Source organism: Polaribacter sp. PL03 (assembly GCF_033875165.1).
In the GTDB taxonomy this organism is placed as follows: domain Bacteria; phylum Bacteroidota; class Bacteroidia; order Flavobacteriales; family Flavobacteriaceae; genus Polaribacter.
The window spans coordinates 85,152-98,400 of record NZ_JAWZSV010000003.1; the positions used below are offsets into that span (position 1 = coordinate 85,152).

At 28.7% G+C, this 13,249-nt stretch carries 16 protein-coding genes; 9 read left to right on the forward strand and 7 right to left on the reverse strand.

All coding sequences use genetic code 11. The features are described 5' to 3' along the window. Positions 1 to 70: 70 nt before the first annotated feature. Entirely contained in the window at positions 71 to 1,033 is a 963-nt protein-coding gene (locus SHK09_RS06535; protein WP_319809981.1) for a BT_3928 family protein, read from the forward strand. Positions 1,034 to 1,061: 28 nt separating this feature from the next. Here SHK09_RS06535 and SHK09_RS06540 read toward each other — a convergent pair whose 3' ends face one another. After that, complete coding sequence (locus SHK09_RS06540) at positions 1,062 to 2,363, reverse strand: voltage-gated chloride channel family protein (RefSeq protein WP_319809982.1); 1,302 nt, start codon at positions 2,361 to 2,363, stop codon at positions 1,062 to 1,064. A 182-nt stretch (positions 2,364 to 2,545) separates the two neighbouring features. Between SHK09_RS06540 and SHK09_RS06545 the strand changes: the two genes are divergently transcribed. Beyond that, positions 2,546 to 3,247 (forward strand): crotonase/enoyl-CoA hydratase family protein, encoded by a 702-nt coding sequence (locus SHK09_RS06545; RefSeq protein WP_319809983.1) that lies wholly within the window; start codon positions 2,546 to 2,548, stop codon positions 3,245 to 3,247. A 141-nt stretch (positions 3,248 to 3,388) separates the two neighbouring features. Here SHK09_RS06545 and SHK09_RS06550 read toward each other — a convergent pair whose 3' ends face one another. The 4 genes from SHK09_RS06550 to SHK09_RS06565 all read right to left on the reverse strand — a co-directional run bounded on the left by SHK09_RS06550 (position 3,389) and on the right by SHK09_RS06565 (position 6,060). Then, positions 3,389 to 4,003 (reverse strand): DUF1684 domain-containing protein, encoded by a 615-nt coding sequence (locus tag SHK09_RS06550; protein ID WP_319809984.1) that lies wholly within the window; start codon positions 4,001 to 4,003, stop codon positions 3,389 to 3,391. Positions 4,004 to 4,006: 3 nt separating this feature from the next. Next, positions 4,007 to 4,552 carry a DUF4252 domain-containing protein gene (locus tag SHK09_RS06555; protein ID WP_319809985.1) on the reverse strand — a complete coding sequence of 182 codons (546 nt, stop codon included), beginning with the start codon at positions 4,550 to 4,552 and terminating at the stop codon, positions 4,007 to 4,009. A gap of 2 nt (positions 4,553 to 4,554) precedes the next feature. Then, a complete protein-coding gene (locus SHK09_RS06560; protein ID WP_319809986.1) occupies positions 4,555 to 4,872 on the reverse strand; it encodes a hypothetical protein in 318 nt (105 codons plus the stop codon). Between the two features lie 132 nt (positions 4,873 to 5,004). Further along, positions 5,005 to 6,060, reverse strand: a complete 1,056-nt coding sequence (locus tag SHK09_RS06565; protein ID WP_319809987.1) for a branched-chain amino acid aminotransferase — start codon at positions 6,058 to 6,060, stop codon at positions 5,005 to 5,007. 122 nt (positions 6,061 to 6,182) lie between these two features. Between SHK09_RS06565 and SHK09_RS06570 the strand changes: the two genes are divergently transcribed. From SHK09_RS06570 to SHK09_RS06580, 3 genes are read left to right on the forward strand one after another with little or no spacing between them, the layout of a single operon-like run. Then, complete coding sequence (locus SHK09_RS06570) at positions 6,183 to 6,692, forward strand: DUF4920 domain-containing protein (RefSeq protein ID WP_319809988.1); 510 nt, start codon at positions 6,183 to 6,185, stop codon at positions 6,690 to 6,692. Positions 6,693 to 6,739: 47 nt separating this feature from the next. Then, positions 6,740 to 7,414: a tRNA (5-methylaminomethyl-2-thiouridine)(34)-methyltransferase MnmD gene (gene mnmD, locus SHK09_RS06575; RefSeq protein WP_319809989.1), complete on the forward strand. Its 675-nt coding sequence runs from the start codon at positions 6,740 to 6,742 to the stop codon at positions 7,412 to 7,414. Between the two features lie 48 nt (positions 7,415 to 7,462). Then, positions 7,463 to 7,600 (forward strand): hypothetical protein, encoded by a 138-nt coding sequence (locus SHK09_RS06580; protein WP_319809990.1) that lies wholly within the window; start codon positions 7,463 to 7,465, stop codon positions 7,598 to 7,600. Between the two features lie 105 nt (positions 7,601 to 7,705). On the opposite strand, the gene SHK09_RS06585 is transcribed toward SHK09_RS06580, so the two are convergent. Both SHK09_RS06585 and SHK09_RS06590 read right to left on the reverse strand, forming a co-directional pair. After that, positions 7,706 to 8,824 (reverse strand): glycosyltransferase, encoded by a 1,119-nt coding sequence (locus SHK09_RS06585; RefSeq protein ID WP_319809991.1) that lies wholly within the window; start codon positions 8,822 to 8,824, stop codon positions 7,706 to 7,708. After that, positions 8,821 to 9,771, reverse strand: coding sequence for a hypothetical protein (locus tag SHK09_RS06590; RefSeq protein WP_319809992.1), 951 nt, complete (start codon positions 9,769 to 9,771; stop codon positions 8,821 to 8,823). The genes SHK09_RS06585 and SHK09_RS06590 overlap by 4 nt, the downstream gene beginning before the upstream one ends. Positions 9,772 to 9,835: 64 nt before the next feature. On the opposite strand from SHK09_RS06590, the gene ruvC reads away from it, so the two are divergent. From ruvC to SHK09_RS06610, 4 genes are read left to right on the forward strand one after another with little or no spacing between them, the layout of a single operon-like run. After that, positions 9,836 to 10,390, forward strand: a complete 555-nt coding sequence (ruvC, locus tag SHK09_RS06595; RefSeq protein WP_319809993.1) for a crossover junction endodeoxyribonuclease RuvC — start codon at positions 9,836 to 9,838, stop codon at positions 10,388 to 10,390. Continuing rightward, positions 10,390 to 11,517 carry a radical SAM family heme chaperone HemW gene (gene hemW, locus SHK09_RS06600; protein WP_319809994.1) on the forward strand — a complete coding sequence of 376 codons (1,128 nt, stop codon included), beginning with the start codon at positions 10,390 to 10,392 and terminating at the stop codon, positions 11,515 to 11,517. The genes ruvC and hemW overlap by 1 nt, the downstream gene beginning before the upstream one ends. Before the next feature lie 27 nt (positions 11,518 to 11,544). Then, positions 11,545 to 12,294 (forward strand): cyclase family protein, encoded by a 750-nt coding sequence (locus tag SHK09_RS06605; RefSeq protein WP_319809995.1) that lies wholly within the window; start codon positions 11,545 to 11,547, stop codon positions 12,292 to 12,294. A gap of 4 nt (positions 12,295 to 12,298) precedes the next feature. After that, on the forward strand, positions 12,299 to 13,240 hold the full coding sequence (locus SHK09_RS06610; protein ID WP_319809996.1) for an alpha/beta hydrolase: 942 nt from the start codon (positions 12,299 to 12,301) through the stop codon (positions 13,238 to 13,240). Positions 13,241 to 13,249 lie beyond the last annotated feature (9 nt).

Sequence of the window (13,249 nt, forward strand, 5' to 3'; positions counted from 1 at the left end):
TTTAATTTAAAGGTTAAAAGTAAACGAAACCTATTTTAACAGTTTATAAAAGAAGTTTAAATTATAGCATATGAAGATATTAGTACAAATTTCGAGAATATTAGTAGGAGCCTTATTTATTTTTTCTGGCTTTGTAAAATTGGTAGATCCTATAGGTTCTCAATACAAATTTCAAGAATACTTTTCTGAAGGTGTTTTAAATATGGAGTTTTTAATTCCGTTTGCATTACCATTTGCAATTCTTTTAATTGTAGCAGAAATACTACTAGGAGTAATGATTTTAATTGGTTACAAACCAAAAATTACAGTTTGGAGTTTGTTAATTCTAACTCTAATTTTCTTGTTTTTAACATGGTATTCTGCATTTTACAATAAAGTTACAGATTGTGGTTGTTTTGGCGATGCTATTAAATTAACACCTTGGGAAACTTTTTATAAAAACGTTATTTTAATTGTACTAATTATTGTTTTACTTATAAAAGTAGCATTTATTAAACCAATTTTTGCGGGTAAAATACCAAAGTTAATTACTTTTTTATCATTAGCAGTTTTCTTATTTATTGTGCAACATGTATTAACACATTTACCAATTATAGATTTTAGAGCATATGCAGTTGGTAAAAATTTACAAGAAGGAATGCAATATCCTGCAGATGGTTCTATTCCGCCAGTGCATGATTTTATGTTAGAAGATGCACAACAAGATTTGGCGCCAATTTTATTGGAAAAAGAAAAAGTAATGTTAGTTATTGTTTATAATTTAGATAAATCTGACGTTAGTGGATTTCCAGCAATTAAAGAAGTTGCAGAGAAAGCAATTAAAAAAGGATATACTGTTTATGGTGTTTCAGCTTCTTTTTCGGATGATTTAATTATTGCCAAAGAAAAATATAATTTACCTTTTGAGTTTCTATTCTGTGACGAAACTACCTTAAAAACAATGATAAGAGCAAACCCAGGAGTTATTATTTTAGATAAAGGAACGGTTGTACAGAAGAAAAATTTTATAGATGTAGAAGATTTAGAGTTGTAAAATTATTTACACATTTAATTCTTAAGGACTAATTCTTATTGCGTAGATTATCTACATCAGTAAGTGTTAGTCCTTTTTCTTTTTTGTAAAAGATGTGTTTAGAGCTTCCTATAACCTGTGCAGAGTAAATACCAGAATGCCCAGAAAATAAGTAAGAAGTAGTACAAGCCAAGGCAATAAAAACGCCAGATTCTATTCCGAATAATTCAATACCCATAATTGTACAAGCAATTGGTGTGTTTGTTGCACCTGCAAAAACGGCCACAAATCCCATTCCTGCTAATAGAGGCATTGGTAAAGGAATAAACCAAATTAAAACGTTTCCTAAAGCAGCACCAATAAAGAACAACGGTGTTACTTCTCCTCCTTTAAAACCTGCGCCTAAAGTAAAAGAAGTGAATAATAGTTTTAGAATAAAGTCATAAGAATTTAAGTCGATATTAAAAGCGTCTACAATTGTTGGTACACCTAAACCTATGTATTTTGTAGTTCCCATTAAATAAACTGTAATCGCTATAACAACACCACCAATTACAGGTCTAAGAGGAGCATAGCGAATGTGTTTCTTAAATAATTTACCCCAAAAATGAGTGGATTTTGAAAATAACATACTTACTAATCCGAAAATAATACCTGCTAATAAAGCCCATAAAACACTTGCTGGCGATACTGCTGTAATGGTAGAAATGCTATAATGTGTGTGATGAGAAATTTGCCATACATCGCAAAAATAGTTAGCGAAAACAGCTGCTAAAAAACTAGGTAAAATGGCATCAAATTTTATTCTTCCAATAACCATTACTTCAAGTGCAAAAATAGCGCCCGCTAAAGGAGTTCCAAAAACAGAGGCGAAACCTGCGCTTATACCTGCTATTAATATAATTTTTCTATCTAAATTAGAAAGCTTAAATATTTTAGTAAATTGATCTGCAATTGCACCACCAATTTGTACGGCAGTTCCTTCTCTACCAGCAGAACCACCAAATAAATGCGTAAGAATAGTACCTAAAAAGACTAATGGTGCCATTTTAAAAGGAATTACTTTCTTAGGAGAATGATATTCTTCTAATAATAAATTATTTCCTTTTACAACACTTTCGCCATAATAATGGTAAGATAAACCAATAACTAAACCAGCAATTGGTAACAAAGCAATAATCCATAGGTTTGCCTCTCTATAATTTGTTGCCCATTCTAAAGACCATAAAAAAACGGCAGAAGCACTTCCTGTAAAAAGACCTATCAATAAACAAATACAGGTCCATTTTAATAGAAAAAGCAAAGAAAAAGTTTGCTCAAAAGAAAGAAATATTTTTTTAATTTTATTCATATATTTAAAATCTTCTCTGGTAAAAGAAACTTCAAAATAAAGCAATTGAACACGTGTTTAATTTGCTCTATTGGGCAAAAATAAACAATTAAAAACTAAGAGAATAATATGGTGAAGTATCATTTTTCTTACAAAGATTTTACAATTTAATATTTTATTGTAACTTGTTTAAAAATAAAAAAATGAACGAATTTGTTACCTATACATCAGAAGAGAATTACGCAATATTAACTATTAATAATGGAAAAGCAAATGCAATTTCTAGTGAGGTTGTAGAGGGTTTAAATGCTGGTTTAGATAAAGCAGAACAAGAAAATAAAGTTGTTGTTTTAACTGGTAAGGCAGGTATTTTTTCTGGAGGTTTTGATTTAAAAGTGATGACAAAGTCACCAGAAGCTGCTAAGGAATTGGTAACAAAAGGTTCTAGACTTTCTCTTAGAATGCTTTCTTTTCCACAACCAATTATTATTGCTTGTTCTGGTCATGCAATTGCAAAAGGGGCATTTTTATTACTTTCTGCAGATTATAGAATTGGGGTAGAAGGTGATTTTAAAATTGGTTTAAATGAAGTTATGATTGGTATGACAATGCACAACGCTGGTATTGCAATAGCAAAAGCGCGCTTGTCTGAAGTGTATTTAAATAGAAGTGTAAATAATGCAGAGATTTATAGTTCTAAACAAGCAATTGCTGCTGGTTTTTTAGATATTATTGTGTCAGAAGATCATTTATTACCAACCGCAATTAAGGTTGCAGAAATGTCTTCTAAATTGAATAAAAAGGCACATGCTGAAACAAAATTGAAAGTTAGAAAATTACATTTAGAGGCTTTAGAAAGTGCTATTGAATTAGATTTAAAAGGAACTATCTCTATAAATGTGTAATCAATAAAATTTGTTAGTTCTTGGTTTTTAGCAATTGCAGAAAATAAGCAAATAGGTTTAGCCCTGATTGAACGGTTTGTTTGAGCTCTTTTTGAGGTACGAAAAAAAGCGAGTAGTGAAAGCAGGAAATAGCTTCTAAAACTAATGTTTTTCGAAAACCATTATTCCTGCTTTAATTTCTATATTTAAATGATTTTTTCTAGGTGTTAAAGGGCAAGAAAATTTGTCGTTATAAGCACAGTATGGGTTGTACGTGTTGTTGAAGTTTAAAACAATAGTGTTTTCTTCTGAAATATCTGTTGTCATCACGTCCATATAACGGCCACCGCCATAAGACTCATTGCTAGAAGTGTCGTCTGTAAAAGGTAAAAACAGGTAATCTTTGTACTTTGCATCTCGCAAATCGTCTTGACTTTGGTAAATTGTTAATTGACATTTTTTTCCTTTTAAGGTGAAGTTTAGTTTACCATATTCTTTATATAATGGTTCTCTATCTGTAGTGGTTGCCATCTTAAAAGTTGGTGCATTTACTGTTTTTATAAGTTGTGCAGTAACTATAAAAGTAGTGTCTATAGGAAAAAAATCTAAGCCTTTAAATTGTTTTAAATCTTTCTTTTTTAAAGGAGATTTTGTTGCGTCTTTATAACTTGCATTCAGTTTTTGTTGATATGCTGTTTTACCCATAAGTGTTCTTTTGTCTTGTGAATTACAAGAAATTATGAATATTAAAGAGCATAGTAATATAATTTTTTTCATTTTTTAGTTAGGATTAAAACCTGGTGTTTTAGAAGTTTTTGGTGTTATTTGGTAATTCTGAATTAATTTGTTAGACAAGTTTTCAAATTGATTGCCTTCAGATAACTGCTTTAATTGGTTAGGATCGAAACGACCTTTTAAATAGAAAACAGAAGTTTTTGCTAAGGTAGAATTAAAAATTATAGCTTGTGTTACCACATCTCCATCTTCTTTTACAGAAACAATTTTTGTTTTATCTGGTTGATTGCTTCTTAGCATATCTGTAAAATTATTATCTGTTACCAAGTTCATTTCATTAATTAGCTGTTGTTGTTTTATAATGCTAATTCTATTAAAGGTGATAAATTTAAAGTCTTTTACGTTGCCAAATAAACTATTAATTTCTGGTGAAATATTAGTTAATAATGAGCGCATAAAATTAGGAACTTGAAAAGCTGTTGCTCCAATATCTTTTTTATGGGTGTTAAAAAAACTTTGAAAAGATTTTGTGCTTCTGCAAGAAGAAAAAAGAATTGTTATTGCAAAACTAAAGAGGATTACTTTTTTCATAATTATTTCTTTTTTAAGTAGATTAGGATAACACCATCATATTTTTTCTTAGTGTATTTTTTTATGTTCCCTTTTCCTTTTATAACATTCATAGTTCTAATGTTATTTGGGTTTATATTTTTAATATGTGCTTGGTCAATTTCTTTACCATCTAAGATGTATAATAGATTAGATTTTGGCTCTTTTTGCATTATTTTATTAGCTTCTAAAACAAATTCTTTGTTAGAAGTAACTGCTTTCTTACTACTACAATTAATAAAACTAAATATTAACAAGGTAAAGAGTAAAGTATAGGTGAGTTTTGTTTTTAAATGCTGCATATATTTTAGTTTAGAAAGTAAAAATACAACTTTTCAATTATTAAAAAATTAAGAGTTATTTTTAAAATATCTGTAATAAAAAAAAGCATCAAGAATTAACTTGATGCTTTTTTTATTTTATAAAAAGTGTTTTTATAATTTCATTCTCCAACCATAAGGATCTTCAGATTTATTTGTCTGAATATCTGTAATTGTTTTCTTTAAAAGAGCAGCAAAAGGTTTTTCTAATTCTGGTAAATCGTAATCTTTTTCTTGATAACCAAAACCAGCAATTGGTGAAATTACAGCAGCTGTTCCTGCACCAAACATTTCTTTTAAACTACCAGATTGTACAGCAGCAATAACTTCTGAAACCGAAACTTTTCTTACTTCAACATCAATTTTTAAGTCTTCAGCAATTTTAATAATACTTTTACGAGTAATTCCATCTAATATTCTATCACTAGTTGGGCTTGTAATTAAAGTATCATTAATTCTAATAAAGATGTTCATTGCACCAGCTTCTTCAATATACTCATGTGTATTGTCATCTGTCCAAATTACTTGGTTATATCCTTTTTCAATAGCTAATTGTGTTGGGTAGAACTGAGCAGCATAATTACCACCAGCTTTTGCAAAACCAACACCACCATTTGCAGCACGTGCATATTTTTCTTCAATTAAAACTTTTACTTTACCAGCAAAGTAAGCTCCAGAAGGCGCAGTACAAATCATAAATTTATATTCGTTTGCAGGAGAGGCATGAAAACCGTTTCCAGAAGCAAACATAAAAGGTCTTATGTATAAAGAACTTCCTTCGTTTGTTGGTATCCAAGCATCATCTACTTTTAATAATTCTTTTAAACCGTTCATAAAAAGGTCTTCAGGAATTTGAGGTATTACTAAACGTTCTGCAGATTTATTTAAACGCTTACAATTGTCTAAAGGTCTAAATAATAAAGTGTTTCCTTCAGTATCTTTATAAGCTTTCATTCCTTCGAAAATAGATTGTCCGTAATGAAAAATCTTAGCAGAAGGATCTAAAGAAATAGGAGCATAAGGCTCAATTATTGGGCTTTCCCATTTTCCGTCTTTAAAAGTACAAGTTAACATGTGATCTGAAAAAACGCTACCAAAAGGAAGGTTATTAAAATCTACGGTGTCTATTTTAGACTTTGCTATATGTTTGATTTCTATGTTAGAATTCATAATTTGTTTGATTAAATTTCGTTACAAATGTACATAATTTATTCATCTGACGGAACATAAAAATTCGCGTTTTGATGTTAATTTACTTACATTTGTGTAACCAGTTATTAAAAATATAAGATATGAAATTAGTAGTTAAGTTTTGTGCAATTGCATTGTTAGTTTTTACAGCGTGTAAAGAAGGGAAAAAAGAGAGTAAAGAAGTAGTAGTTCCTGCTCAAGAATTAGCATATGCTTCTTACGGAGATAAGATTTCTGAAGAAAAAGCGATGACTTCTAAAGAGATGTTAACCAAATTTGAGAGTATGAATGTTGGTGATACTGTAAACGTAAAATTTGCATCAGAAATTAAAGAAGTTTGTGTTAAAAAAGGATGTTGGATGAAGCTTCCGTTAGCAGAAGAAACAGAAACAATGGTTCGTTTTAAAGATTACGGTTTCTTTATGCCATTAGATTCTAAAGGAAAAGAAGTAATTGTAGAAGGAAAAGCATTTGTAAAAATAACACCAGTAGAAGAATTGCAACATTATGCAGAAGATGCAGGTAAAAGCAAAGAAGAAATAGCTAAAATTATAGCACCTAAAAAAGAATTTGCTTTCGAAGCAAATGGTGTGTTATTAAAAGTAAAATAGTTTTTTAAGCAATTCATAAAATTACATTATAAATTTAATTTAAACTTTTGAAGAGAGAAATTTTAATTACTTCAGATGGTTCAACAACCATTCATTTACCAGATTGGGACGAGCAATATCACTCAAAACATGGTGCGATACAAGAATCGTATCATGTTTTTTTACAATCTGGTTTCGATAAAATTATTGAAAAGAACAAAGATATTTCTATTTTAGAAATTGGTTTTGGTACAGGTTTAAATGCATTTATTACTTTTTTAGAAGCAGAAAAAAATACTGTTAAAATTAATTACGTTGGGGTAGAAGCATACCCAATTTCTTCAGAAGAAGTACTAAAATTAAACTACGTTAAAGAATTAGAAGCAACAGAAAATCAACAAATTTTCAATAATATGCATGCCTACTCTTGGGAAGAGAAACAAACTATTTCAAAAGATTTTCTACTAACCAAAAGAAAACAATTTTTTCAGGAAATTACAGATGAAAATGCATTTGATTTAATTTATTTTGATGCCTTTGGTGCTCAAAATCAACCAGAATTATGGACAGAAGATATCTTCTTAAGAATGTATAAGGCTATCAAAGAAAACGGAATCTTAGTAACTTATTCTGCGAAAGGAAGTGTTAGAAGAGCAATGCAAACCGTTGGTTTTACTGTAGAAAGAATTCCAGGGCCTCCAGGAAAAAGAGAAATGTTAAGAGCAACTAAAATAAGTAATTAGCAAGCCTTTTTTGCTAATTAGCATTAGACAATAATAAAAAATTAAAAGATGGAATTCAAAAGAAAATTCGGTAAAAAGAAGCAGACTAAACCTACAAAAGGTATTTTCTTAATACTATTGTTAGTTATTGCTGTTTTACTTTGGTTTAAAATGGAACCTATTATGAACTCTTTATTTTCTAAATAATTTTCGAAGCAATTTCCAGCTTTCCGTTATATCTTTTTTTGAGAAAAACAAAAAAAGGATGCCACTTCAATCTGGGCTAAAATAGTTTGTTAGCTTTTAGATAAGCTATTTTGTAAAAGTTCTTCCTTTCCAATTATAGTTAAAAAAAAGCGATTTAAAAACGATAAAAACGCTAAAAAAAGGATATATAATACTACTTATAACATACCATTTTAAGAATGATTTCTTGTGATTATAAAAAATCATTGTTGGTATAAATAGAAATAAATCGATAACTATTTTTAAGAATAAAGGCAACAAAATTACTAGTAATGTGTTCGATAAAAACAAATTAAAAATTACACTTAAGTTAATTAAAAATACTAAAAGACCTATTAGTTTTACGTTTACAGATTTAAATTTACTTGTTTTAGAAGCCCAACGTACTCTTTGATTTATTAGGTTGGTTATTGTCTTAACAGGAAAAGTTGCTACAATTGCATCTTTAGATTTTAAAAATTGTACACTTTTTTTATTGTGTTCTATAAATTTTTCAAAAAGGAAAATATCATCACCACTTGCAATATTATCATTGCCCTTAAAACCATTTAGTTTTAAGAATGTATCTTTTTTGTAAGCTAGATTAGCACCATTACATAAAAAAGGAAATTCGATACCAAAACCACCAATTGTAGTTCCTTGTAAACTCATAAAATCTAACAACTGAAACTGTTCTAAATAATTATTATTTACAATATAGTTAACCGGTGCAACAACCATTTCTGGTTCTTTTTGTTGAATGAATACATCTAAAGTTAAAAGCCATTTTTTTGGTAAAATACAATCTGCATCTGTTGTAACAATCCAATTATTTTTTGCAAATGAAATTGCTGTAGAAATTGCGTCTTTTTTTGGTGAATTAGACTTTCTATTATTTTGTAGAATATTAAAGTTTTTAATCTTATTCGTTTTAATAAACTCTTCGATGGTTTTTACAGAATTATCTAAAGAAGCGTCATCTACAAAAATAAACGCTACCATTTCTATTGGATATTCTAATGCTTTTATAGAATTTAATAGCCCTTTTAAGTTTTTTGCTTCATTTCTAAAAGGAATAATAACAGAGAAACTAGTTTTAGAAACTATAATTTCAGGTTTAAAATTACGAAGCCTTACAAAACCAATTGCTAAAGAAATAATTAGAATTGTGTAAAAAGAAAATAGCACTATTAGAAACCAAATCATGTTATTTGTTTGGGTTTAAAAGTAAGAACAAAATAGCTTCCTATAATTGCAGGAATAACAAAATTTAAAATCCACATTAGTGTTGTAATACTTAAAACTGTAAGTGCATTAACGTTTAGAAAACTGAAAATAAAAACAGCAACGGTTCCTTTTAACACAGCATCAAACAAAGATAGCATAGGTATTATAGAACTAATTAAATACATGCTACTAATTGCTGTAAATGCATCTATATAAGAAATATTCACATTAAAAATGAAAAGTAAAAAATAAAACTGATGTGAGAAAACCAAATACTTTAAAAAGGATAAAGTAGCAATTTTAAAATGCTCATTTTTATTCAATTTTATAGCATAATTTTTAAATAAGTTTTTTTTAGACAGTAAGTTTTTCCATATAAGAAATAGGATTAAAGATAATATTAGGCAAAGAATTAAGTAGTAATAAAACGTATGTAAATCAAAATTTATATTTTGATTATTTATAAAATAGAACAAACCAGAAACACCAAAAAAGAGTGTCGCTAAAAGTTGATATAGGTTTCCAATTAAATTTAAACTTAGAATTTGTTTTCTTAAAGTTTTTTTAAAATAAAAAGCTTTTGTACCATATTCTCCAATTCTATTGGGTGTAATTAAAGATGTTGTTAACGAAGAAAAACTTTGTATTGCAGCAGATTTTTTACTTGTTTTAAAACAAAAAGAAGCAAGTGATTGCCATTTGGTTATTTCTAAAAACCAATTTAAAAAACTTAAAAAGAGTAAGACAAGCAGGTTCTTAATAGAAAAAACATTGTTTTTAATTAAATTTCTATAAAAAACACTAAAATTTAACTGATTATTAGATGTTAGCCTTAGCCAAATAAAATATGCGCAACCAAATACAATACTTAGTTTTATGAGCAACCAAAAGAATTGTTTAGATTTGTGTGTTAGCGAATAATTCATTGTTTGCAAAGTAACAAATAATCGTCATTAAGTTAGGTGAGAAACACAAAAACAATCTAAGAATTTGAAGACAGAAAAAATTATTTTAGGAATTGATCCTGGAACAACTATTATGGGTTTTGGCCTTATAAAAGTGATTGGTAAAAAGATGGAATTTATTCAAATGAATGAGTTAATGCTTAAAAAATATGATGATCATTATTTAAAATTGAAGTTAATTTTCGAGAGAACCATAGAGTTAATAGATACATATAACCCAGATGAAATAGCTATTGAAGCGCCATTTTTTGGTAAAAATGTACAATCTATGTTAAAGTTAGGTAGAGCACAAGGTGTTGCAATGGCGGCTGGTTTATCTAGAGAAATACCTATTACAGAATATTTGCCAAAGAAAATAAAAATGGCAGTTACAGGAAGTGGTAGTGCAAGTAAAGAGCAAGTTGCATTAATGTTAAAATCTTTGTTAAACTTAAAAACATTACCAAAAAATTTAGATGCAACAGATGGTTTAGCAGCAGCGGTTTGTCATTTTTATAATTCAGGTAAAGTTGTTGGAGGTAAAAATTATACGGGTTGGGCAAGTTTTGTAAAACAGAATGAAAAGCGAGTAAAAAAATAATGTCAGGAATTTATATTCATATACCGTTTTGTAAGCAAGCATGTTTTTATTGCGACTTTCATTTTTCTACTTCATTGAAGAAAAAGGAAGACATGATTTTGTCTTTAATTAAAGAAATTGAAATTAGAAAAAAGGAATTAGGAGATACAACTGTAGAAACCATTTACTTTGGTGGAGGCACACCTTCTGTTTTAAGTACCCAAGAAATTAAAGAGTTAATAAATGCTGTTTATGCCAATTTTAAGGTTGTAGAAAACCCAGAAATTACATTAGAAGCAAATCCAGATGATTTATCCGAAGAAAAAATAATAGCACTATCTAAATCACCAATTAATAGGTTAAGTATTGGTGTTCAATCTTTTTTTGAGAAAGATTTGAAATTAATGAACAGAGCGCATAATTCTGAAGAAGCAAAAAAATCTTTGTCTTTGGCAACGCAATATTTTAAAAATATTTCTGTAGATTTAATTTATGGTGTGCCAGATTGTAGTAATGCAGAATGGCGAGAAAACATACAAACAGCTCTTAGTTTTGGTATTCCGCATATTTCTAGTTATGCATTAACTGTAGAGCCAAAAACAGCTTTAGAAACGTTAATAGCTAAAGGAGAAATTAAAAATGTAGATGAAGAAAAAGCGCAAGCACAATTTTATATTTTAATCGAAGAATTAGACAATGCCGGTTTTATACATTATGAATTGTCAAACTTTGGAAAAGAAAATTTCTTTAGCAAAAATAACTCATCTTATTGGTTGGGTAAATCTTATTTAGGAATTGGACCTTCTGCGCATTCTTTCGACGGAAAACAAAGAAGTTGGAATGTGAGAAATAATGCTAAATATATAAAATCTATTAAAGAAAACGAATTGCCAATAGAAAGAGAAATTCTTTCTTTAACAGACAGATATAATGAATATGTTATGACTGGTTTGCGAACAATTTGGGGAGTTTCTATAGAGAAAATTAAACAAGATTTTGGAGGGGAATTTATTGATTATTTAGAAAATCAATCTAAAAAACACATTGAACAAGAATTATTGTATATTGAAAACAACATTTTAAGAACAACCCAAAAAGGAAAGTTTTTATCTGATGGGATTGCATCAGATTTATTTATGTTGAATTAGGTTTAAAATAAAAAGGAATCGTAAGAAATGAAAGCAGTTATAGAATATAATTCAAGAAAGATAGAGGTAAATATATCTAATCCTATAGATATTTCTATTCCTATAGATGTATCGAAAACAAATGTAAATGCGTGGTATTTAGATGCACCAAAAATATTTCCAGAAAGTGTTAATGGAGAGCAAATAAAGGTTTCAGAAGGTGCAGTTGTAAACTTTAATAACATTCATTTTAATCCTCATTCTCATATTACACATACAGAATGTGTTGGTCATATTACAAAAGAGGTACATTCTGTAAATAAGAGTTTAAAGTTTTTTGTTTTTCTTGCAGAGGTTGTAACCGTAGCACCAGAAAGCAGAGGAGAAGATTTTGTTATTTCAGAAAAACAATTAAAAACGGCTCTAAAGAATAAGAAAAGAGATGCAATTATTATAAGAACCTTACCAAATTTAAAGGATAAAAAGTCGATGCAATACTCGAACACAAATCCGCCATATTTATTAGAAGAAGCAGCTGTTTATTTAAGAGAAAAAGGAATAAAACATTTACTTGTAGATTTACCTTCTGTAGATAAAGAAAAAGATGGTGGTAAATTATTAGCACACAATGCTTTTTGGAATACAGCAGGAGACATAAGAATGAATGCTACGATTACAGAGTTTATATATGTACCAAATGATGTAGAAGATGGTGAGTATTTATTAAATTTAATGATTGCACCTTTCGAGAATGATGCAACACCAAGTAAGCCTGTGATATATAAAATTATAAAGTAATTTTATGAAGAAAATCTTCACTAAAAAAAGATTTTTCTTCGGAATTGTAATCATTTTATTGGTTACCGTTTATAACGGTACGTATGCAGATATTTCTGTAGATGATTTAAAGAATACTTATGCAAACAAGTATTCTAAATTTATAGAAGTAGATGGAATGCAGGTGCATTATAGAGATGAAGGAAAGGGGTTTCCTATAGTTTTAATTCATGGTACAGCAGCTTCTTTGCATACTTGGAACGATTGGACAAAACAACTTTTAAAAAACTATAGAGTTATTCGATTAGATTTGCCCGCTTTTGGATTGACTGGGCCAAATAAAAATGCAGATTACTCAATTAAAAATTATACAAATTTTTTACATCAATTTTTAAGAAAAATAAACGTTAATAAATTTCATTTAGTAGGGAATTCTTTGGGCGGAAACATTGCTTGGGATTATACTGCAACTTACCCAGAAGAAATAGTGAAATTAGTTTTATTAGACGCCAGTGGTTTGCCAACCAATAAGCCGCAACCAACAATCTTTAAAATGGCTAAAACACCTATTTTAAATTCGTTGTTTTTGTATGTAACACCTAAGTTTATTATTAGAAAAAATATAGAACAAGTCTATGCAGATAAGTCTAAAATTACAGATGCTTTAATAACACGTTATCATAAAATGTCTTTAAGGGGTGGAAATAGAAAAGCATTTATAGATAGATCGAGAACAGATTTTAGACTTGGCGAAACAGAAAGTTTAACGAAGTTGAAAAGTATAAAAACGCCTACTTTATTAATTTGGGGAGCAAAAGATACTTGGATTCCTTTGGCTAATGGAAAACGTATGGATAGTGTTTTACCGAACTCTAAATTGGTTGTTTTAGAAAACTCGGGTCATGTTCCTATGGAAGAAAATCCTATAGAGAGTTTATTAATTTTAAAAGATTTTTTAAAGAATTAAAAACCCTTT